The sequence below is a fragment of the Polynucleobacter sp. AP-Sving-400A-A2 genome (assembly GCF_018688155.1).
Lineage (GTDB): Bacteria > Pseudomonadota > Gammaproteobacteria > Burkholderiales > Burkholderiaceae > Polynucleobacter.
On the sequence record NZ_CP061312.1, the window covers coordinates 296,829 to 316,578 of the forward strand.

The window sequence follows — 19,750 nt, forward strand, 5'->3', positions numbered from 1 at the left end:
AAGTTGTGGTTTTGCAAGGATGATCACCTGCACATTTGATGTCTTATGCGATCGCGCTTTACTTGCCTGTTCTGCACTTAAACAGGCCACCTCAATACGCCCCATACTTTGTTACTACGGTGCTATATTTAAATTTCACCAAAAAATTAAGTTTGATCCTAAAGTTATAACGGTACTGATGAGTGGGACTTTAAGCAAGGAGACAGGTTCCAATTTATTAATCGATACTATTCGAATGATTGCCTCTAGCGAGACGCCGCGGCTGAAAAATATTCGGTTTGAAATCACCGGTAAAGGCGAGTCGCTTGATGAATTTGTGAAATTAGCAAGAACTACAGTCGTTCCTGAAATAGTGGTTCATGGGCGTCTTACTGACTTAGATTACGCTGAAGTCCTGAATAGGGCTGATGTTGGTTTATCTCTTAAGTTGAATGAGGGCCCTTACGCAAATACTACCTTCCCCTCAAAAGTGATTGAGTATGCAGCTGCAGGATTATTAATTGTGACTACGGATATTAGCGATGTTCGCACTATTTTTGGGGATGGTGCGCTGTATTTAAATCAAGACAATCCTCTAGAGCTTATCCGGCATCTTGAGTTTATTGCGGCTAACCCAAATGAAGTATTCATGATTGCAAAGACTGGCCAACAAGCCGTTCAAGAAATTTGCTCGCCAAAATTGGTTGGCAATATATTGCAGAAGTTTATCTTTGGAGGGGCTTGATGACTAAGGCCCCGATCGTAACCTGGCAAGTAGTTTTAACGGATCATCAAGCGTTTACTTATGAGGCTCTTGCAGATTCAGCTGGAGTCAAGGTGTTATCCCATGTCGTAGTGCTGGAGGATGAGGCCAGAAAAAAGCAAGGCTGGCTTGATCTTCAGGTTAAATCACTTTCTAGATTTTTAATTCCCCGCAATAATTTCTTTAAATATTGTTTTGGCGTTATTCGGGATCATCAAAACTCTATTCACATATTTGCTGCGCCATTCTCAGACTGGAGATTTATTCCATGCATGCTCTATGCAGCCTGGTTAAATGTTGAGTACTTCATTATCTCTGAGCCATATTCTCCGGAATCGGAGGGATATTTAAGTGACACCTCTTTAGTAATGGGACAAATTAAGGCGCTCCTTCGTCCTAAACTGTATAGGTTGTATGGACTACTTTTGAGAAGATCTGTTACGGGGATATTTGCAATATCTCGCCTCGCCCTTTTTCAGTTTCAAGTACTTGGCTTTCCAGCGTCCAAGTTATTTCCATTTGGATATTTTGTTCCAGGCCAATTTGGATCTAAGGATGAAGAGAGATTTAGATTGCATCGACAGCCCCACTCTAGTATTAATGCTATTTTTGTTGGAAGTTTAATTAGGAGAAAGGGCGTTGATTTACTCATCGATGTAAGTAAAGCCCTATTGGCCCGGGGCTCCAGAATTTCTATTGATGTTTATGGTCCAGAGAGTAAGGATATGCCCCTCTTGAATTTCCCAAACCTGAGCTATAAAGGAGCAATACCCTTTGGAATGGCTCAGAAAGAGATGGCTCAATATGACTTGGTGATTGTTCCAAGTCGTCATGATGGCTGGGGTGTTGCAGTTAATGAGGCTATTCTTGCTGGCACCCCTGTTGTTTGTAGCGACCAGGTTGGGGCTGGTACTCTGGTTAATAAGTTTGCCTGCGGCCTTGAATTTAAGTCAGGAGATCATCACGCTCTTCTTGAGATCTTGAGGAAGATCGAAGATGATCCTGAGCTATTAAATTCCTTAAGCGAACGAGCTATTAGTAACCGAGAGCGTATTGAGCCAAAGATTGCTGCTAAATACATGCTTTCAGTATTTGAATCTTCACCATCAAGAAGGGCGATGATTGATTCGCCTTGGTACTGAAATGCACTCCACAACTTCACCCAAACGATCCATCAGGATCCACCTTACGAATGTAACTGGAACGGGAGCAAGTCAACTCTTAGAATCCCTGCTTCCCGCCTTAGTTGATTCTGAGCAAGCGCATGTTACGCAAATTTATCTACCAGATACGGGGATTTTGTCTGGATTTTCATTGGTATCTGAGAGTGTCATCATTAAACAATACCGACGATTTCTTCCAAAGGCTATTTCAAGATTTTTAGAGTGCACATTATTTGCCTATAAATTTAACGACTCAACCCCTATATTGGTTCTGGGCGATCTCCCCTTGAGAGTTCAGTGTAGACAAACCCTATTTGTGCAAACCCCGCATTTAATTTCCTCCAAAATTTTTGCGTGGCATCCGAAGGAGTGGAAGTATTTAATAACAAGATTCATTTTCCGTCTGAATATGAATAGGGTAAGCACCTTCATTGTCCAAACAGACATAATGAAGACCTCTTTAATTGCTTCTTATCCATCAATAAAGGACAGGGTTAGAATTATTTCCCATCCGCCACCTCGATGGCTTTTAGACTGCAAAATACCAGAGCGGCATCGTAAGGCTGAGATTCGCAATTTGAGACTCATTTATCCTGCTGCAGAATATCCTCACAAGAATCATTCCCTGTTGAGTCAAATTGATGTTGCTGAATCTAGGTTATGGCCTGTTGAGGAGCTACATCTCACGATTAGGGAGATTGTGAATCCAGCACCCAGTATTGGCTGGGTCCAATGCGTTGGCCATCTTTCACCTGCTGAAATGATTCATGCATATGGAAGTGTTGATGGAATCCTATTCCTCTCAAAAAAAGAGAGCTTGGGTTTTCCTCTGGTAGAAGCCATGTTCTTTGGCTTGCCAGTCATCTGCCCTGATTTGCCATACGCTAGAACGCTATGTGGTGATCAGGGAATTTACTTCGACCCCGTTAGTGTTGAGTCTTTACGAGCCGCTTTGATGGAATTAAAGGGGTTGTTATCTGATAATTGGAGGCCAGATTGGAGTGGGCAGCTTAGAGGCATTCCAAAAGATTGGGACGGTGTTGCATCCAAAATTTTAGATTTAGCCATTAATCCACTGGCCGTTGATTGAAAATGTCGAATATTAAAATATCAATAATTACTGTAGTACGAAATCGCATAAAGGTGATCGGCCAAGCCATCTCAAGTGTTCAAAGTCAAGATTGCCAGAATATAGAGCATGTAATTATTGACGGCGCATCTACCGATGGAACTCTGGAGCTTATTCAGAAATTGGTTGGAGAAAAAACAGTTCTTATTAGTGAGCCGGATGGCGGTATATACGATGCTCTTAATAAAGGGATTGTAAATTCAACTGGCGATGTTATTGGTGTACTCCATTCTGACGATTATTTTTCGGATGGGTTGGTGATTTCCCAAGTGGCAAAGCTATTTGAAGATCCATCAATAGATATTGTTTACGGTGACTTGGATTATGTTTCCAGCATCGATTCGGATAAGATTATCCGCCACTGGTTAGCGGGAGAGTTTTCACAGAAAAAGCTTTCATGGGGCTGGATGCCGCCTCATCCAACGGTATTTATTCGACGTTCCATTATTGAGGCATATGGGGCTTACGATACTGGCTATCGAATTTCTGGTGATTATGACTCCTTACTCCGTTACTTTGGGCGCGGTAAAGCTAGGGCGATATACCTAAAGCGCGTTTTAGTAAAAATGCGTGTTGGTGGTGAAAGCAATAGATCCCTCAGGCAAATTATGAGAAAAATGGTTGAAGACTATCGTGCGTTGCGTCAAAACAGGGTTGGTGGTTTTGGTGCCTTGATTTGGAAAAATATTAGCAAGGTTGGTCAAATTCTCAAATCTGCTAAATGATTTATTTGTAAGCAGCAGAGTAATGAGGTCGTGTCCCAGAGTGCTAGACTGCATTAGCGCTTCTATCCTCTAAATTAGGGGGGCTCCTGAGAATTTGTGCGGATAAAGACTAAATTTATACTCCAATCCTTATAATTGGCATATATGGATAGGATCAAATCTCTGTAGAGTAGATTTTGTTGCCAATAAATTGGTCAATGTTGGGTAAAATCATCGTAAATAACCGATCTAATTAAGAAAAATTCTCATTTGGGCCCTCTTTCTGATGCCTCTTTGATGGCAATACTGCTGTGTACATATAACGGGGCACGGTTTTTGGCTGAGCAGCTTGATTCTTTGGAAAGTCAGACCCACCGAAATTGGGTCGTTATCGCCAGTGATGATGGCTCTACCGACCAAACCCTAGAAATATTGCAGCAATATCAAGCCAAATGGCCTGTCGGGAAATTGACGATTCGTAGTGGTCCGCAAAAGGGGTTTTGCCAGAATTTTTTATCCCTTGCCTGTGATCCTGAAATTAAGACTGACTACTACGCATTTTGTGACCAAGACGACGTGTGGTTGCCCGAAAAGCTAGAAGTTGCGCTTGAAAATATTGTTAGCAATCAATCTGATGATGTAGCTTACCTCTATTGTGGCCGCACTAATTACGTTACCGAGAATCTAGAACCGTGCGGCATGTCGCCACTGTTTGTATTTCCGCCAAGCTTTAGAAACGCTTTAGTGCAAAGTATTGCTGGTGGTAATACGATGGTCTTTAATATTGCTACAAAAAATTTAATTGAAAAAGTGGGAGTGGTTGATGTGCCATCACATGATTGGTGGGTATATCAGTTAATTAGCGCCTCCAATGGAATTATTTATTATGATCCCGCTCCTCAATTGCTATATCGCCAGCACAAAAATACTTTAGTTGGCGGAAATACTTCTATCGCCTCAAGGCTACAGAGAACTTGGTTGGTATTGACGGGAAGGTTTAAGGAGTGGAATCAAAAAAATGTATCTGCACTAATTACCTGCGAGTCAATTATTGCACCCCAAAATTTAGATGTGCTTTACTTCTTTAAAAAAATGAGAGAAGCAAAACTCAAAGACCGCTTTAGGCTCATAGAAGTTTGTGGTCTCTACCGCCAAACAAAAAAAGACACACTCAACCTTTACTTAGCAACTTTGATCAATAAAATTTAATAATGCAAATTAATAAAGAGATGGCAGAATTAATTAAATATTGGCCTGTAATGTGGCAGCTGGTTTCACAGCAGCTAATCCTCAAGTATCGAAGGACTGTTTTTGGGTATTTATGGACATTAATTAACCCCCTCATCACTATGTCCATTACCGCCTTTGTATTTTCCTCTTTATTTCAAATGGAGTTGAAATCTTATGTTGTCTATCTCTTTTCTGGATTGATAGTCTGGAACTGTTTTAGTGGGATAGTGACTCAAACCAGCGGAGCATTTATTGCAAATGAAGCATTAATTAAGAAAATATATTTACCCAAAATAATTTTCCCTTTAGGCCAATCTTTTGGGGTGCTTATTGACTGCTTCTTTAATTTTTTGGCCATGTATCTTATTGTTTTATTTATGAATCCTGTTGCAACAAGCGCTATTCTTTTTATTCCGATTGCGTATTTAATACTATTTATTTTCTCTTTTGGAATTGCTTTGTCTATGAGTATTGCAACAATATTTTTCAGAGATTTGCAATACATTCTCTCAATTTTGATGCAGGGCTGGTTCTTTTTGACACCGGTGATGTATAAGGTTGATGGTGTCTCAGAAAAAGCTGCAATTTTAATTAATGCCAATCCAGTAACCCCTTTTATTGAATTGTTCAGGGCCCCTATTTATCTTCATGAGCTTCCTAGCGAAGCGATTATCTTTATCTGCAGTCTTTATGCATTTGTTTCTATGATTCTTGGGGTATTCGTATTTAATCGATATAAAAATATCATTGTTTATAGACTTTAGAGATGTCACATATCAGAATTAACGACCTTTCGATCCAGTTCAAAATTTATCACAATCGAACCCCTTCCTTGAAGGAGTCTTTTGCAAACATCTTTAATCGAAAAATGATGATTGGCGCTGAGGATTTTTTTGCCCTTAAGAATGTATCGCTGGAGATTAATTCGGGTGAAAGAGTTGGCATTATTGGAGCGAACGGAGCTGGAAAAAGTACTTTGTTAAAAGCCCTTTGTCGTATATATGAGCCATCTAGTGGGTGGATTGCCGTCCATGGAAATATTGCTCCATTATTGGAGGTTGGTGCTGGATTTCATCCTGAATTTACAGGTAGGGAAAATCTATTCTTTAATGGCTCAATACTGGGGTTTTCTAAGTCGGATTTAAAAAATTACGAAGAGCAAATTATTAAATTTGCAGAGATTGAGCAATTCATTGATACGCCAGTGAAATATTATTCGACAGGCATATATTTGAGGTTAGCATTTTCGATCGCCACTGCTGTTCAGCCCGACATTTTGGTTCTTGATGAATTATTTGCTGGTGGTGATGCGAGCTTTATTAAAAAAGCAACTGAGAGAATGAATCAAATGATAAATAAATCAAATATTATGGTGATGGTTTCGCATGATCCAAGTTTGTTGATGCAGTTTTGTGATCGAGTAATTTGTATTGAGCATGGCGTAGTTGTCGATGATGGCGCATCAAAAGTTGTTATCGATCAGTATCTCAAAAGATCATTGGGTTGATTATGATTAATATAATAAACGTAGAGGCCTCCCTCAAAAATTTTAAAGGGGCTATCCCTTTTGATCACTGCATAGTTGATAATTTTTTTACAGAATATTTTGCAAGAAAAATATCAGATGAGTATCTTGATTATGACTCTGATAAATGGTTTTGCTACCAGAATCCAATTGAGGATAAAAAAGCATTAAATGACTGGAACGCTTTTCCACCAACTACATATAAAAGTTTTTTTAGACTACAGTCAGATGAATTTGTGCAGTTATTGTCAGCCGCCGTTGGAGAGAGGCTTTATGTTGATCATGGGCTTCATGGTGGTGGATGGCACATCCATAGCACCGGCGGAATTTTAAACCCTCATTTGGATTACTCCATTCACCCCAAAGTGGGTCTACAAAGGCGGTTAAACATCATTATTTATCTCTCAAAAGAGTTGGACCCTAAGAATCATGGCGGACATCTGGGTTTGTGGGGTCATGATCCTTCAACCAATAGGCCTAAGAGCTTGGAGAGAGAGATCGAACCCTTATTTAATCGCGCCGTTATTTTTGATACTACTCAAAATTCTTGGCATGGAATGAGTAGGCCACTGACTCAACCAGCTGGAATTTATCGAAAAAGTTTGGCAATTTATTATCTTTGTCAGCCTGCCAGTAATGCATCACAAGTCGGCCGCGCATTATTTGCTCCCCGAGAGAATCAAATGAACAATTCTGAGGTAGAGGAAATTATTCGTTTACGGTCTGATGTAGATACATCATCTCAAGTTTATATAGCGAAAGAAAAATAATGAATTTTGTAAAACAAATAATGCGTACATTATTTCGTTTGATATTTGATGCTTTTCATAAGATGGGGGACTTATTTAACCCTAAGCTCCACTCTAAAAAGATGAGAGTTTCAAATATTATTGACGGTAAAAAATTGCATAATAAAACTTCCGTTGCAATTTTTGTGATTTATCAGAATGGACCTATACCATTTTACGTAAAAAACGTACTTAATATTTTGAATTCGCTACATGTAAACGTTGTTGTTACGGTAAATGACGATATAGGTAGTGAGCAAATTAATTGGCTAGTTGAGAACTGTCATTTATGTATTTTGCGGAAAAATTTTGGGAGAGATTTTGGTGCATACAAGGATGCAATTGATATCCTTGATCTTAAGTCATATCAGAAGCTGCTTCTTATCAATGATTCATTGATTTACTTTTCTAAAAATCTAAATACTCTTTTTAAGAATTTTATTGATAGTCCTAGAATGCTTGTAGCCCTCACTGAAAACTTTGATAGGTTTTGGCACGCTCAGACACATTTTTTAGGATTAGATAAAAATATATTTTTATCTAATAAATTCAAAAAGTTTTGGAGTGAATATAGACCTTTTAATTCCAGGCCACATTCTATTGTTAATGGTGAAATTAAATTCTCTAGGGATGTTTTAAGTTTTTATGCAGAAGATAGAGAAGTTTATTATGGAGTAGATAAGATTATTCAAGCTTTTTCTGTTGAGGATGCTTTTACGGAAGATGGAAGTAGAGTTCTCTTGGATCTGCTTCCAGATATGGGAGATGAAAGATCTGAATTGATTGAGTTTATGAACGGGCGTATGCAATTTACAACAGACTCAGATCCAAAAACTATTATTGATTTGGAAAAAATTGCGATTAACCGATCTTTAGCTGCAGCTGAAAAAATTAATTCTTCCCATTCTTTGGGGCTTCTCGCGCCTTTTGTAACCTCTACTTGCATCTTAAAACGAGATTTAGTTTTCAGGGGTACCTTTTCTTTAAATCAAATTGGTGGCGCTTTTAAAATAATGCGAGTTGATTACAGCGAGGCTCAAAATGCAATCAGAGAAATGGTGGCTAAGGGGTCTGTTTCAAAAACTAATCTCTATTTCCGGCTGAAGGCTTCTTGTGGGCTTGTATAAATTATTTTTTACTTAGCAACAGCTCTAAACTTAAGGAGGGTCGGCATGCTTGTGGATGATTGCGAATTCATTGTTGATTCAGTTTCAAAATTTCATTCATATGTATTTATTGAGGGCTGGTTCCATTCAAGCAAGGGCGATAAATTGATAGATTTATCAATTCATGGATGCAATGTCAATTCGGTTAAAAAAACAATAGGGTTCGATTATGGCGGAGTTCTTTCGGAGCTTGGGCCGAGCCTAGGTTTTCGGATTGAAGTTTTTTTTGATGAGGTTCCCGATGACTTGCTTGATTCAACCCTCTCATTCATGAGATCTTCTGGACTTGTAATTAATGCTTCTTTATCCGAACTTTGTTCGGATAGATTAGCAAGATCACATGGGAATACCCTTGGTGAGAAATTTAACTTATGCCTCAATAATATCGCTTCAAAAAATGCTTATAGACCCAAAGTTTTAGATATTGGCGGGAGGGCTAGAAGTGGCTTGGATCGATCAAAGGCTTTTCCTGGTTGTGATGTCACTGTGATTGATATATTGCCTGGAGATAACGTTGATGTAGTTGGAGATGCGCATGAGCTGAGTAGTTGTTTCTCTGAAGGTTATTTTGACGCTGTGTATTCTGTCTCGGTGTTTGAGCACCTTTTGATGCCTTGGAAAGTGATTTTGGAGATTAACAAGGTTTTAAAAAGAGATGGCGTAGGATTTATTTTTACTCACCAAACAATTGGAATGCATGATCTACCGTGGGATTTTTTTAGATTTTCAGACTCAGCTTGGGACAGTTTGTTTAATAAATTTACAGGTTTTGAAATTTTAGATAGGAGTCTTGATTACCCTACTTATGTTATTCCATTCATTTTGCGCCCAGATAAATTTACAGCTGAAAAGTCTGCTGGGTTTGAAGGTTCAAGTATTTTATTTAAGAAGACCTCTGATTCTTTCTTATCATGGAACGTAAAAGTAAATGATATTGTTAAAACGCAATATCCAGAGGATGTTGATAATACAACCTATGGTCTAATTTAATTTGGTTAGTTCTAGGTGGCGCATCACGGTATCTGTTTTAGACCACCGACTCTTATTCATAATCATAGGCTTTTTTGATCAAGCCAAGAGCTGATAATGGGCTCTAATGGTGCTTAAGAAAAGTCATCTTGATTTAGATGAAATGCAATCTTTTAAGAAAGACTTGTCAGCAATATTCAAACGCTTGCAATCTTTGCTAAGTTCTCTTGGTGTTAAAGATTCATCCATCTCGGGCACGGTTGGGACTCGCTACCAACATGGTGCGGAAACTCCTCCTATGAGGATATGACTGACTAATTGATGGAGTAACTACAAGGTGAGATTTGGGTGATTCAGAATCAAGAGCGTTTCATTAAAGTGCGTCTGCAAAATCGAGATAAACGTTTGGTCGAATATTTAAATCTCAATCGCTCGCAAAGAGTCGCTCAATATTTGGAGCGCGCTTACTTTAAAACTTTAGAAGAGCTACGCCGTCAAATTGAGTGGCGCAAAAAGCAAGGGGTGATTGATGTCCATATAAAGTTAGCGCCTAAAAGTATCAAGCATTAGGAAAGCGTAATTTAGACAAAATTTCAGGTAAAAATCGCATATTTACAGAAATGATTCATTCTTAATTGGTTAACCGAAAAGCCTGATGTTGCTATTCAATATTCTCTATTTCTCGATAGTTTATTGACGTAAAAGTAGGGTAAAAAATCACCTCTTTTTCAAGATTAAAAGTGACCTAAGAATTGTTGATTTGTTATTGAATAGAACGATGTAAGAAGGCTAATACTCCTCGGCAAACTTATCTTCTAATAATTAGGCATTCTGGCGCCTTGTAGCGCACTATAGCCCAATAGAGCCAAGCGTAAGATATTGCAAAGAGCATTGCAAATCCCTTTAGCGCAAGGTGATAGCGCCAGAACAGCACCGCAGGAATAGCGCCCAAAAGGCAGAGCAGCCAAAGATAGGGTGATGTCATTGAATTTCTATGGATCTGGGTTTGTTGATCCTGATCGCTATTGTCCCAGCGCACTATTCGGCGATAAATGAGTTGATGCAGATGAAGAGCATCTGGCATGCCAGGATGAACGCGCTTCAGAATCACTCTTCGGTAAATGGTGAAGAGTGTTTCAAAAATAGGGTAAATGCAAAGTAATAGCGGAAACCATTTGGATACTTCTGGATGTCTTGCTGTTAAGAGGACTGAGAGTTCCGCAATCCAAAAACCTACTAGGTAAGCCCCGCCATCGCCCAAGAAAATGAGACCGCGTGGATAGTTCCAAACCAGAAAACCCAATAAGGCACCAATCATAGCTAGTGCTGCAATCATGATTTGGGTATCGCCAACCTGAAAAGCCACATAAGTCAGGCCACCAAGAATGATAATTGCCACCATGCTCGATAAACCGTTGTAGCCATCAATAATGTTAAAGGCATTTGCCACTCCTGCAACTGCAAAGCAGGTAATTCCAATGGCCAGTGCTGGGTAGGCAAGCATTAAGTTATCAATGCCCAAAATCTGGACTGAGGTTAGCCAGCCTCCCAAGAGGTGACCAGCAATTGCAGCGGCAATGAAGCTTGCAATCAGGCGAGCCTTAACGCCCACTTTTTTTGTAATGTCTTCGAGAAACCCAAACAGAAAGGCTGGTAGTGATGATGCAATTAAGAGTAAACCAAAATTACCAACGGCTTCATTCTCAAAGCGCCGAACTATTAGTGAGACGATCAGCCCAAGTAGGATTCCAAGGCCACCAATTCTTGGAACTATATGACTATGAAATTTTTGTATTGCGGTAGTGTCAGAGTCGGCACTAAATTTGGAATGCAAATGGCTGCTACGAATCACCAAAAAAGTGATTAATACGGATGCAAGAAAAGAGACGGCTAAAACACTCATACTTCCTTAATTATAAAATTTATAACTTTTGATGAACCAATTTTAATCTATCGTAGCAGCCTCGCTTGGTTTGGGGCTTAAGGCACCAAACTCAAAAACAAAAACTCAAAGAAGATAATCAAGTGCACCACGCCCTGCAATAGGGTAGTTCTGCCAATTGCCAGGGTTAGTGCTCCAATGAAGAATGACAGATACATTAGGGTCATATTCAGGCTACTGATGCCCAGGCTTAGGGGTAGGTTAAAAACAATCGCAATGGTTGCCACTGTGGGAATGGTGAGCCCAATGCTTGCTAATGCCGACCCCAGCGCCAAGTTCAAACTACTTTGCAATCTATTGGCTCTAGCAGCCCTGACTGCTGCATAGCCTTCTGGCAGCAATACCAGCATCGCAATGGCGATTCCCACTACCGTCTTTGGTGCACCTGCCGCTTTAACTCCAGCCTCAATTGCTGGGTTGAGCGCTTCCGCCAGCCCCACAACCACGATGAGTGAGGTTAATAACAGAGCTGCGCTGACAGCTGTTTTGAGATTGCTGGGTTTATCAGCATGCGTCTCACTGTTGGTTTTATTTCCCTCCTTCTTCGGAAGGTAGTAGTCACGATGACTGACTGTCTGGAAAAATAAGAAGGCGATATAAAGTGCAAAACAAGCAATACCTGCAAAAGCAAGCTGGCTCTTGGTGAAATCAGGCCCAGGCGTACTGGTTGTGACAATTGGCATGACCAAGATAAAGGTCGCCATAGCGGTTAGAACGGCCAACGCTGAATTGGTACCCTCATTACGGAAAGACATCTCATGATGTTTAAATCCGCCCATAAAGATACAGAGGCCAATTACTCCATTAACTACGATCATGACTGTAGCAAAGACAGCATCACGGGCAATAAATTCAGAACCCTCATGACCCGATAGCATCATGGCGATGATGAGAGAGACTTCAATAATTGTGACGCTAATCGAAAGCACTAGAGTTCCGTATGGCTCACCTGTTTTGTGTGCAATGACTTCTGCATGATGAACGGCTGAGAGCACTGCGCCGAACAGAGTGATGCCCATTAAGACGATGAACCAAGTTTGGCTAAGAAGATTTGTCATTTATCTAGAGGGTGCGGTGCTTAATTTCAGGTTAAGCTAGAGGATGGTTAAACACTGATAGTGTAAAAGGTTTGCATGTATATTAATACGAAGGCAGTCGTCTTATTTGGCCATGGTGCCCGTGATACACGTTGGCGCGAGCCGTTTGATCGTTTGGCCACTCTTTGGAAGGCTCAACACCCCAAGGTTATGGTGGAATTAGCCTTTCTGGAACTCATGCAACCCAGTCTTGAGGAAGCCATCTCATCCTTGTGGACTGCTGGCGCTACCGAAGTCGTAGTGGTACCTGTTTTTTTTGGTCAGGGTGGTCATTTACGCAATGACTTCCCGGTGCTACTGTCATCCTGTCAGGAGAAGTTTCCTGGGGTTAAATTAAGCACAACGCCTGCTGTCGGGGAGGATGGCGCTGTCTTGCAAGCCATCATCGATTTTGGCGCTAGAGCTCTCTAGTGCATCGGTTTGAGTAGTGGCTTGCTGATGCTCCCTTAGGGCTTGACCAACCATGATAAGTGCAGGCGAGGCACTATCAAACCAGTTATTGGCCTTGCCGTTAGCTAATTCACCTAGTGTGCTTGACCAGTGACGCTCATTCTTGGTGCTGACCGCTTCTAGAATATGAACTGGAGTTTGATTGGTGTGTTGGGAGTTGCTTCCAATTAATTGTTTGGCAATATTGCTAGCATCTTTGCGGCCCATGTAATACACCACAGTATCTGCACTTGGGTTTTGCAAGGGTTGGCTCTTGTTCTCCTCCGCTTCATCAGCTTGCGCCAAAGTCACAAAAGCAACACTTCTACTAACGCCACGTAATGTCAGTGATTGCTGGATAGCTGCTGCACCTGCTAGGGCAGCAGTAATGCCTGGCACCACTTGGACTTCAATGTGATGCTGTTTGAGCGCTTGAATTTCTTCATCAGCGCGACCAAACATCATGGGGTCGCCACCTTTAAGCCTAACAATGATTTGGTGTTTCTGTGCCGCATCGATTAAGCGCTTATTAATGAAGTGCTGCGCTGAAGATAGCTTGCCACAACGTTTGCCTACAGGCACTTTAATGGCTTGAGGGCATAGCTCCAGCATGGCTGGATCAACTAATGCATCATGAAAAACAATATCGGCCTGCTCTAGGAGTTTGGCGCCGCGCACGGTAATCAGGTCAGCGGCACCAGGACCTGCGCCAACTAAATAGACTTTGCCGAGGGTAACGTTTTTCATGATGCTGCAATAGTGGCGCGTTGATCGCGCCAGCTGTTTTGCGTGACTACTGAGAAGAGATCAAATTGTTTAAGGGCAACATCCAGATTTTGATCTGCACGTAGCTCAAAAGCATCAAATCCTACTCGTGCACCTTGTAAGAGCTGATCAATAAGGACATCACCAATTGCACGGATTTCACCTTGCCATGCAAAGCGATCCCTCAGTAGTGCTGCAGTACTAAAGCTTCTACCATCCCTAAAAATAGGAAAATGAGCGCCAACTACTGGCCATAGTGATTTGCCAGCTTCAATGATGTCAGCATGTTTCAGAATGTCATCATCTGCTGAAAACCAAACACCAATCTCACCTTGATTTGCGCGATGGATGATGTCAGGATTTTTATAGCGCGTGATCCACCAATGAAATGGCCCCAGTACCTTATGCATTCCATGCTCTAGGTCCGGAATGCCACCTTCGTCATGTTCACCATCCCATACCTGCCATTCATTGGGGATAAGAGAGGGCTTGCCATCTTTTGGAAAAGAAATAATTTGTTTATTCATATACTTATTTTTTGATGGCTAGGCTATCGCACCTTTGCTTGATTCTTTGGAGTGTTTACCATTGTTCCTATAGGCGGCCTCTTTAAAGGGTGCCACTCCCAGGCGACGATAAGTATCGATAAAAGGTTCGTCTGCTGTACGCTGCTCGACATAGGTATTGATCAGGCTACTCATCACATCCGGAATCTCATTGGCATAGAAAGAAGGGCCAATCACTTTGCCAATAGAAGCATCGTTACCTTGGTCGCCACCTAGGGTGATCTGGTACCACTCCTCACCATCTTTATCGACACCGAGAACGCCAATATTTCCAACGTGATGATGACCGCAGGAGTTAATGCAACCAGAGATATTTAAAGTGATATCACCCAAGTCGTGCAGGTAATCCAAATCATCAAAACGTTCTTGAATGGCTTTGGCAATCGGCAGTGATTTGGCATTAGCCAATGAGCAGAAATCACCACCAGGGCAAGCAATGATGTCAGTTAGTAGGCCAATATTAGGTAAGACCAAGTTGTAATTTTTAGCTGCACGCCAAAGATTCAATAGCTCAGCTTGCTCAACATCTGCCAATACTAGATTTTGCTCATGGGTAACGCGCAGTTCGCCAAAGCTATATTGGTCTGCTAAGTCGGCAATGGCATTCATTTGGGTGCTGGTGGCATCGCCAGGAGCTGCAGAGCCATGAGGCTTTAGTGAGAGTATGGCCGAAGCGTATCCAGGCACTTGATGTGGCTTTACGTTACGCTCTAGCCAGCGAGTAAACCCAATTTTCTCACTAGAGTTGAGTTTGGAGTCAGCATGGGATTGCAATTGTTCATTGCTCAATGCTGTAAGAGCTCTGTAGTTCGGCTTAGTGAAGTGCTTAGCGACGCGCTCCCACTCAGCTTGAGTGAAATTATCTTTACTCTGCTTAATATCGTTATGAAGTTGATTCCACTCACCTTCAACCTGGCGAGCAAACTCTTCTGGACCCAAGGCTTTCACCAAAATCTTGATACGTGCTTTGTAGAGATTATCTCTTCTGCCAAAGCGGTTGTAGACGCGCAAGAGGGCCGTTAAGAAGCTTGGCAGAATTTGCCACGGCACATGACTCTTAATCAAAGAGCCCAAAATTGGGGTACGACCCATGCCGCCACCAGCATAGATATCTGCAGTTAATTCTCCATTATTAGTATTCGGATTTTTCTTGAGCTCAATGCCAACGTCATGGCAAAGCAAAACTGTACGGTCTTCTTTGGCACCATTAATCGCAAACTTAAATTTACGAGGTAAATGTGCAAACTCGGGATGTAGGGTTGACCATTGGCGGAGTAATTCGCAGATGGGTCTTGGATCGATGTATTCATCTGCGGCAACGCCTGCGAATGCATCACTTGTGATGTTACGAATACAGTTGCCTGAAGTTTGAATCGCATGCATCTCTACTTTGGCCAATTCAGCCAAGATATCCGGAGTCTGCTCTAGCTCCACCCAGTTGAACTGAATGTTTTGACGGGTTGTGAAGTGCCCGTAACCGCGATCGTATTTATCGGCAATGAGGGCTAAGGTGCGAAGCTGTTTAGCATTTAGCAAGCCGTAAGGAATGGCGACACGCAGCATATACGCATGGCGCTGGTGGTAAAGACCATTCTGTAAACGAAGGGGGCGGAATTCTTCTTCGGCTAGGGTGCCGTTGAGGCGTCGCTCAACCTGGTCGCGGAATTGGATAACCCGTTGATCTACAAGGGTTTGGTCAATATGGTCATATTTGTACATAGCCCTGTATTGTCTGGGGCTATGAACATAACTACAAATACTTAAATATTGAATCTATATAACGAAAAGTATATATAGGTTGGGATGGGTAAGTCCTAGCTGATCTAGACTAATTTGGACTATCCCGGGGCTTAAGATTGCTCAGTTGGACATAAAAAATAGATATCGGAGAACAAATGAAAAAATTACTCTTAGCTAGCGCTGTCATTGGATTGCTGGCTACCCCATCTTTTGTTAGTGCGCAATCTAGCAAATCCCCATTACCACCTGCATCAGGTCAAGGCTTTACGCAGGAAGGTCTCAAGCGTATTGATACTTTCTTTGCAGACCAAATTGCCAGTAATCAGATGCCGGGTGCCGTTTTGGCAGTTTCCAAAAATGGCAAGTTAAGTATTTTTAAGCCCTATGGCTATCTCGATAAAGATGCTCAAAAACCTATGACAACCGATGCCATTTTTAATTTGGCATCGATGACTAAGGTAATGGCAACAGTAGGCGCCTTAACTTTTTATGAAGAAGGAAAGCTGCCCCTCAATGCACCAATCTCAGATTGGTTACCTCAATTTAAGAATATGAGAGTCGGCCAGGTAGACGCTGATGGCAAGCTCACTACGACTCTTGCAAAAAATCCCATCACCGTACAAGATTTGATGCGTCATACCAATGGTCTTACTTATGGCGGTCGTGGTGCAACTCCGATTCACCAGTTTTATCCTGCTGGCTCAGCTCCCGCTGCAATCAATCTCTCGACTGAAGAATTCATTGATAAGTTAGCTGCCGCGCCATTGATATATGAACCTGGCACTGTTTGGGATTATGGCTTTGGACTTGATGTACTGGGTATCATTGAGGAGAAAATTGCAGGTAAGTCTCTTGGCGGTGTTTTGCAAGAGCGAGTGTGGAGCAAAGTAGGTATGCCAAATACATCCTTTCAGTTGGCTGAAAAAGATCGCCCACGTTTAGCCCAACCATTGCCATTAGATCCCTTAACAGGAAAGCCGCAAAAGGTTGATATTCATACCAAGCAAGTGAAGTTTGATTGTGGTGGTTCATGTGCTTACTCAACTGCAGGAGATTATTTGCGCTTTGGTCAAATGCTACTCAATGGCGGCAGTATTGATGGCAAGCGTGTCTTAGGTCCGCAAACAGTGGCATTCATGACGGCCAATCATTTAAACAAAGATATTAAAAATAATGTGAGCGGTACTGAGCCTGCCCGCGTTGGTTATGGCTTTGGCTTGGGGGTAGCCGTGAGAACGGAGCGAGGTCTATCGGCTAATAACGGTAACGTTGGGGACTACTCTTGGAATGGCGCTTACGGAACCATCTTTTTTGTTGATCCAAAAGAGCAGATGGTCGTTGTCATGATGGGTGTTGCTCCAGGCGAGATCCGTAAGGTGCATCGTGAGAAGCTCAATGCATTAATTTATGGAGCGCTTGAGAAGTAAGTTAATGCAAGTTAACGCTGATTCCCCATAAAAAAGCCCCTCAGCTGAACATCACGTCTCACTGAGGGGTTTTTGATTTGCTCGGATTGTATTACTGCAACATCTCAGGATAAGCTTCCGATTAAATTGCCGATTAAGCTAAGCTCAGGTTCTCCTTGGATAGTGGGAAGTTGCGCACCGGTCTTCCGATTGCTGCAGAAATTGCATTTGCTACGGCAGGACCTACTACGCAAATGGTGGGCTCCCCAACACCGCCCCAAAAGTCATAGGTTGGAACTAGTACGGTTTCGATTCTAGGTGTGGAGCTCAACTTCAGCAGTGGATAGGTATCTAAGTTCTGTTGTTTAATACGACCTTTTTCCACGGTAATTTCTGGAAGAAAGATCGCTCCAAGTGCCATTGCTACGGACCCTTCAATTTGCTCACGAGCTAAATACGGATTCACAATGTGACCGGCATCTAACGCAAACACTAAGCGATTGACCTTCACGACATTGTTTTGGACCGTGACTTCAGCTACGCAAGCAGAATAGCTGGCATATCCCATAAATTGCGCCACGCCACGATAGGTTCCCGCTGGCAGAGGCTTATCCCACTCCGCTTTTTTGGCCACTGCATTTAAAACACCCAGATGCTTAGGATGGTTTTGCATTAAAGCGCGCCTAAATTGCACTGGATCTTTGCCTGCAGCCTTGGCGCATTCATCCATAAAGCATTCCATAAAAATACCATTTTGATTGGTATTCACACCGCGCCAAGGACCGACTGGTATGTGCGTATTTTTCATCACATATTCAGTTAGTAGGCTTGGGAAGGTATAGCCTAATTGCGCATCTGGCCCCTTTTCATAAAAACCTTGCATCTGACGATCATCTTTACCATCTTTAATATTATGAGGGGCAGCTCTCGCATTAATGGATGGGCCTGAAACCTTAATATGCATGCCGGTCATATTGCCAGTCGCATCCAAGCCTGCCGTCATTTTTGCCATGGCAATCGGATGATAAAAATCCTGAGTCATGTCCTCTTCGCGGCTCCAAATCAACTTGACTGGAACTCCGGGAAATTTCTGCGCTACTTTTGCTGCATAAGTGACAAAGTCCTGAGTCGATCCACGCCGACCTAAGCCACAACCTGAATCTAGTTTGTAGATTTCGCAATTAGCAAGTGGTATACCAGTAGCTTCAGACAGAGCCGCATGAGAGCCTTCACCGTTTTGCGTGGGTACCCAAGCCTCCGCGCGATCACCAGAAATCTTAACGGTCGCATTCATAGGCTCCATCGTGACGTGAGCTCTATATGGTGTGAAATAAATTGCCTCTACTTTTTTAGCGGACGACTGAATGACTTCAGGAGCATTGCCAACCTTACGTTGCCAGAAATCACCTTGTTCATCCAATCCGTCTCGCAATGTTTTATTGATGCCATCTTGTGAAGTATTGGCTCCCTTGCCTTCGTCCCAAACTATGGGTAAGGCATTGAGTGCGCTATTGGCATGCCACCAAGTATCAGCTACAACCGCTACAGTGCTGTCATCAATTTTGACAACACCCTTTACTCCGCGCAGATTACTGATCTTGGCTTCGTCATAACTTACTAACTTACCCCCAAATACAGGGCAAGACTTGACTGATGCGCAAAGCATTCCAGGTAATTGCAGATCAACACCATATACCTTGCTACCGTTGACTTTATCGGCTGTATCTAATCGGGCATAAGGCTGGCCGGCAACCTTCCAAGTTCTGGGATCTTTTAAGGTAATCGATTTTGGGTCGGGTGGAGTGAGGGTGGATGCTAGCTCAGCCACTTTGCCATAGGTAGTCTTGCGCCCTGTCGGAAGATGGGTAATGACACCCTTATCTACTTTTAATTCACTAACGGGAACGTTCCACTGATTAGCGGCAGCTTGTACGAGCATGATGCGTGCTGCTGCTGCACCTCGGCGCACATAATCTTCCGATATCCGAATGCCACGACTACCACCAGTACCATGCTCACCCCACACCCGTTTACGAGCCAAACTCTGCCCAGGGGTTGCTGATTGCGTTTTTACTTTTCTCCAATTGCACTCCAGCTCCTCTGTGACAAGCTGAGCTAAGCCAGTGCGCGTGCCTTGCCCCATCTCCGAGCGAGCAACCCGAATGAACACAGTGTCATCCGGTTTAATGCTGACCCAGGCATTGACCTCTGCATCACCATAACGGGTAGGGGTATTGGGATCATAACTAGCCCCGGCTTGAGCAAATGCCTCGGGTAGGACGCCTACGCCTAGCATTAAGCCTCCACCTACTAGGGTGCCTTTAATGATGAAGTCGCGACGTGAGCTATTAACTAATGGAGTGTCTAGTGTATTGAGTGTCATATCGAT

General features: G+C 42.4%; 19 protein-coding genes. 13 read left to right on the plus strand and 6 right to left on the minus strand.

Annotated elements, in window-relative coordinates; all coding sequences use genetic code 11:
- Positions 1-19 precede the first annotated feature (19 nt).
- The 11 genes from C2758_RS10695 to C2758_RS01660 all read left to right on the plus strand — a co-directional run bounded on the left by C2758_RS10695 (position 20) and on the right by C2758_RS01660 (position 9,986).
- Entirely contained in the window at positions 20-724 is a 705-nt protein-coding gene (locus tag C2758_RS10695; protein WP_256441917.1) for a glycosyltransferase, read from the plus strand.
- The gene (locus tag C2758_RS01615) at positions 724-1,884 is read left to right on the plus strand and encodes a glycosyltransferase family 4 protein (protein WP_215328854.1); all 1,161 of its coding nucleotides are present in this window, start codon (positions 724-726) and stop codon (positions 1,882-1,884) included. The genes C2758_RS10695 and C2758_RS01615 overlap by 1 nt, the downstream gene beginning before the upstream one ends.
- A 598-nt stretch (positions 1,885-2,482) precedes the next feature.
- Positions 2,483-2,995, plus strand: coding sequence for a glycosyltransferase (locus C2758_RS01620; protein WP_215328855.1), 513 nt, complete (start codon positions 2,483-2,485; stop codon positions 2,993-2,995).
- Between the two features lie 2 nt (positions 2,996-2,997).
- Positions 2,998-3,759 carry a glycosyltransferase family 2 protein gene (locus C2758_RS01625; protein WP_215328856.1) on the plus strand — a complete coding sequence of 254 codons (762 nt, stop codon included), beginning with the start codon at positions 2,998-3,000 and terminating at the stop codon, positions 3,757-3,759.
- A gap of 249 nt (positions 3,760-4,008) precedes the next feature.
- Positions 4,009-4,947, plus strand: a complete 939-nt coding sequence (locus C2758_RS01630; protein WP_251369227.1) for a glycosyltransferase family 2 protein — start codon at positions 4,009-4,011, stop codon at positions 4,945-4,947.
- Between the two features lie 2 nt (positions 4,948-4,949).
- Complete coding sequence (locus tag C2758_RS01635) at positions 4,950-5,732, plus strand: ABC transporter permease (protein ID WP_215328857.1); 783 nt, start codon at positions 4,950-4,952, stop codon at positions 5,730-5,732.
- Between the two features lie 104 nt (positions 5,733-5,836).
- Entirely contained in the window at positions 5,837-6,475 is a 639-nt protein-coding gene (locus C2758_RS01640) for an ABC transporter ATP-binding protein (protein WP_251369228.1), read from the plus strand.
- Between the two features lie 2 nt (positions 6,476-6,477).
- Positions 6,478-7,263 carry a 2OG-Fe(II) oxygenase gene (locus C2758_RS01645; protein WP_215328859.1) on the plus strand — a complete coding sequence of 262 codons (786 nt, stop codon included), beginning with the start codon at positions 6,478-6,480 and terminating at the stop codon, positions 7,261-7,263.
- Positions 7,263-8,408: a rhamnan synthesis F family protein gene (locus C2758_RS01650; RefSeq protein WP_215328860.1), complete on the plus strand. Its 1,146-nt coding sequence runs from the start codon at positions 7,263-7,265 to the stop codon at positions 8,406-8,408. Before C2758_RS01645 ends, C2758_RS01650 begins: the two co-directional genes overlap by 1 nt.
- A 45-nt stretch (positions 8,409-8,453) precedes the next feature.
- The gene (locus C2758_RS01655) at positions 8,454-9,437 is read left to right on the plus strand and encodes a class I SAM-dependent methyltransferase (RefSeq protein WP_215328861.1); all 984 of its coding nucleotides are present in this window, start codon (positions 8,454-8,456) and stop codon (positions 9,435-9,437) included.
- 327 nt (positions 9,438-9,764) lie between these two features.
- A complete protein-coding gene (locus C2758_RS01660) occupies positions 9,765-9,986 on the plus strand; it encodes a hypothetical protein (RefSeq protein ID WP_215328862.1) in 222 nt (73 codons plus the stop codon).
- A gap of 238 nt (positions 9,987-10,224) precedes the next feature.
- Here C2758_RS01660 and C2758_RS01665 read toward each other — a convergent pair whose 3' ends face one another.
- Positions 10,225-11,319 (minus strand): glycosyltransferase, encoded by a 1,095-nt coding sequence (locus tag C2758_RS01665; RefSeq protein ID WP_215328863.1) that lies wholly within the window; start codon positions 11,317-11,319, stop codon positions 10,225-10,227.
- 77 nt (positions 11,320-11,396) lie between these two features.
- The gene (locus C2758_RS01670) at positions 11,397-12,416 is read right to left on the minus strand and encodes a calcium:proton antiporter (RefSeq protein WP_215328864.1); all 1,020 of its coding nucleotides are present in this window, start codon (positions 12,414-12,416) and stop codon (positions 11,397-11,399) included.
- A gap of 81 nt (positions 12,417-12,497) precedes the next feature.
- On the opposite strand from C2758_RS01670, the gene C2758_RS01675 reads away from it, so the two are divergent.
- Positions 12,498-12,866: a sirohydrochlorin chelatase gene (locus C2758_RS01675; RefSeq protein WP_215330016.1), complete on the plus strand. Its 369-nt coding sequence runs from the start codon at positions 12,498-12,500 to the stop codon at positions 12,864-12,866.
- Here the strand turns inward: C2758_RS01675 and cobA are convergent.
- The 3 genes from cobA to C2758_RS01690 are packed head-to-tail and all read right to left on the minus strand — an operon-like array spanning position 12,789 to position 15,934.
- Positions 12,789-13,631, minus strand: coding sequence for a uroporphyrinogen-III C-methyltransferase (gene cobA, locus C2758_RS01680; protein ID WP_215328865.1), 843 nt, complete (start codon positions 13,629-13,631; stop codon positions 12,789-12,791). The genes C2758_RS01675 and cobA overlap by 78 nt on opposite strands.
- Positions 13,628-14,176, minus strand: a complete 549-nt coding sequence (locus C2758_RS01685; RefSeq protein WP_215328866.1) for a DUF934 domain-containing protein — start codon at positions 14,174-14,176, stop codon at positions 13,628-13,630. Before C2758_RS01685 ends, cobA begins: the two co-directional genes overlap by 4 nt.
- An 18-nt stretch (positions 14,177-14,194) precedes the next feature.
- Complete coding sequence (locus C2758_RS01690; RefSeq protein ID WP_215328867.1) at positions 14,195-15,934, minus strand: nitrite/sulfite reductase; 1,740 nt, start codon at positions 15,932-15,934, stop codon at positions 14,195-14,197.
- A gap of 176 nt (positions 15,935-16,110) precedes the next feature.
- Between C2758_RS01690 and C2758_RS01695 the strand changes: the two genes are divergently transcribed.
- Positions 16,111-17,382, plus strand: coding sequence for a serine hydrolase (locus C2758_RS01695; protein WP_215328868.1), 1,272 nt, complete (start codon positions 16,111-16,113; stop codon positions 17,380-17,382).
- 133 nt (positions 17,383-17,515) lie between these two features.
- On the opposite strand, the gene C2758_RS01700 is transcribed toward C2758_RS01695, so the two are convergent.
- On the minus strand, positions 17,516-19,744 hold the full coding sequence (locus C2758_RS01700; RefSeq protein ID WP_215328869.1) for a xanthine dehydrogenase family protein molybdopterin-binding subunit: 2,229 nt from the start codon (positions 19,742-19,744) through the stop codon (positions 17,516-17,518).
- Between the last annotated feature and the right edge of the window lie 6 nt (positions 19,745-19,750).

What these genes read in the sequence shown, in the direction of transcription:
- C2758_RS10695 (WP_256441917.1), top strand. Translation starts at nt 20, where the DNA reads ATGATCACCTGCACATTTGATGTCTTATGCGATCGCGCTTTACTTGCC.
- C2758_RS01615 (WP_215328854.1), top strand. Translation starts at nt 724, where the DNA reads ATGACTAAGGCCCCGATCGTAACCTGGCAAGTAGTTTTAACGGATCAT.
- C2758_RS01625 (WP_215328856.1), top strand. Translation starts at nt 2,998, where the DNA reads ATGTCGAATATTAAAATATCAATAATTACTGTAGTACGAAATCGCATA.
- C2758_RS01635 (WP_215328857.1), top strand. Translation starts at nt 4,950, where the DNA reads ATGCAAATTAATAAAGAGATGGCAGAATTAATTAAATATTGGCCTGTA.
- C2758_RS01640 (WP_251369228.1), top strand. Translation starts at nt 5,837, where the DNA reads ATGATGATTGGCGCTGAGGATTTTTTTGCCCTTAAGAATGTATCGCTG.
- C2758_RS01645 (WP_215328859.1), top strand. Translation starts at nt 6,478, where the DNA reads ATGATTAATATAATAAACGTAGAGGCCTCCCTCAAAAATTTTAAAGGG.
- C2758_RS01650 (WP_215328860.1), top strand. Translation starts at nt 7,263, where the DNA reads ATGAATTTTGTAAAACAAATAATGCGTACATTATTTCGTTTGATATTT.
- C2758_RS01655 (WP_215328861.1), top strand. Translation starts at nt 8,454, where the DNA reads ATGCTTGTGGATGATTGCGAATTCATTGTTGATTCAGTTTCAAAATTT.
- C2758_RS01665 (WP_215328863.1), bottom strand. Translation starts at nt 11,319, where the DNA reads ATGAGTGTTTTAGCCGTCTCTTTTCTTGCATCCGTATTAATCACTTTT.
- C2758_RS01670 (WP_215328864.1), bottom strand. Translation starts at nt 12,416, where the DNA reads ATGACAAATCTTCTTAGCCAAACTTGGTTCATCGTCTTAATGGGCATC.
- cobA (WP_215328865.1), bottom strand. Translation starts at nt 13,631, where the DNA reads ATGAAAAACGTTACCCTCGGCAAAGTCTATTTAGTTGGCGCAGGTCCT.
- C2758_RS01685 (WP_215328866.1), bottom strand. Translation starts at nt 14,176, where the DNA reads ATGAATAAACAAATTATTTCTTTTCCAAAAGATGGCAAGCCCTCTCTT.
- C2758_RS01690 (WP_215328867.1), bottom strand. Translation starts at nt 15,934, where the DNA reads ATGTACAAATATGACCATATTGACCAAACCCTTGTAGATCAACGGGTT.
- C2758_RS01695 (WP_215328868.1), top strand. Translation starts at nt 16,111, where the DNA reads ATGAAAAAATTACTCTTAGCTAGCGCTGTCATTGGATTGCTGGCTACC.
- C2758_RS01700 (WP_215328869.1), bottom strand. Translation starts at nt 19,744, where the DNA reads ATGACACTCAATACACTAGACACTCCATTAGTTAATAGCTCACGTCGC.